This is a genomic window from Paenisporosarcina sp. P4_D4 (assembly GCF_056401835.1).
On record NZ_JBFUIO010000388.1, the window covers coordinates 1 to 762 of the forward strand.

The window sequence follows — 762 nt, forward strand, 5'->3', positions numbered from 1 at the left end:
GTTTAACCCCCTCCATCTGTTATCATCTAGCCATTTATCCCAAGATAACATCAGGCAGTTGAATTCTTTTAAATCAAAAGCGTGAGAAATATTATTAGCATTTTCCCACATCACCTCTTTTAACTCGTTACGGGAAGGAAGAGCATTTAAACTATCTGTACTAACAAATAAGTTCATATAATTTTTACCCCTAATTTCTTATTATTTTCTCCACATCCTTATTCAACTAAACTACCCCGTTAGTTCAATAAGAAAATGATCCGCCTAAGCAACCAAATGCTCTTCAACTAAAGCACCCGTTAGTTAAATATCGTTAATGACAAAAAGAATCGTTAGTCCTTTAGTATGTACCCTCAAACAATCAAAAAATCTGTTACTCTGAAGTTTCTTTCTCTTTCTTACCAATCCCAAATCCAAGCACAATACCAATAATAAGTGTAGTTAAAGAAATCATTTCAAAATCTTTTGTAATGAAACTGAGTACTAACCACATTACTACTGCCCCTAAAATTGCTAAAAATAAATTTTTCATAAGTTACCTCCCATACAGTCTGAATTGTTTTAGTATTATCACTAAGTCGTTCTCATTAAACTGGTTATTGAACTAAACTGCTGCTTTACTTTAATACATTTGAAACAATTGAGGTTCCAATTTTAAATAAATTTTCTATTTAAAATAAGCATAAATCCATTTTGCTTATTAAACTAAACTGCCCCGTTAGTTGAAGAAGAAAAACCATATTTATTCACCTGGCATATGCC

Annotated in this window: 1 protein-coding gene; it reads right to left on the reverse strand. The window is 31.5% G+C overall.

Translation table 11 applies throughout. The features are described 5' to 3' along the window. Positions 1 to 373: 373 nt before the first annotated feature. A complete protein-coding gene (locus AC1DSL_RS19020) occupies positions 374 to 532 on the reverse strand; it encodes a tRNA U-34 5-methylaminomethyl-2-thiouridine biosynthesis protein (RefSeq protein WP_477533450.1) in 159 nt (52 codons plus the stop codon). Between the last annotated feature and the right edge of the window lie 230 nt (positions 533 to 762).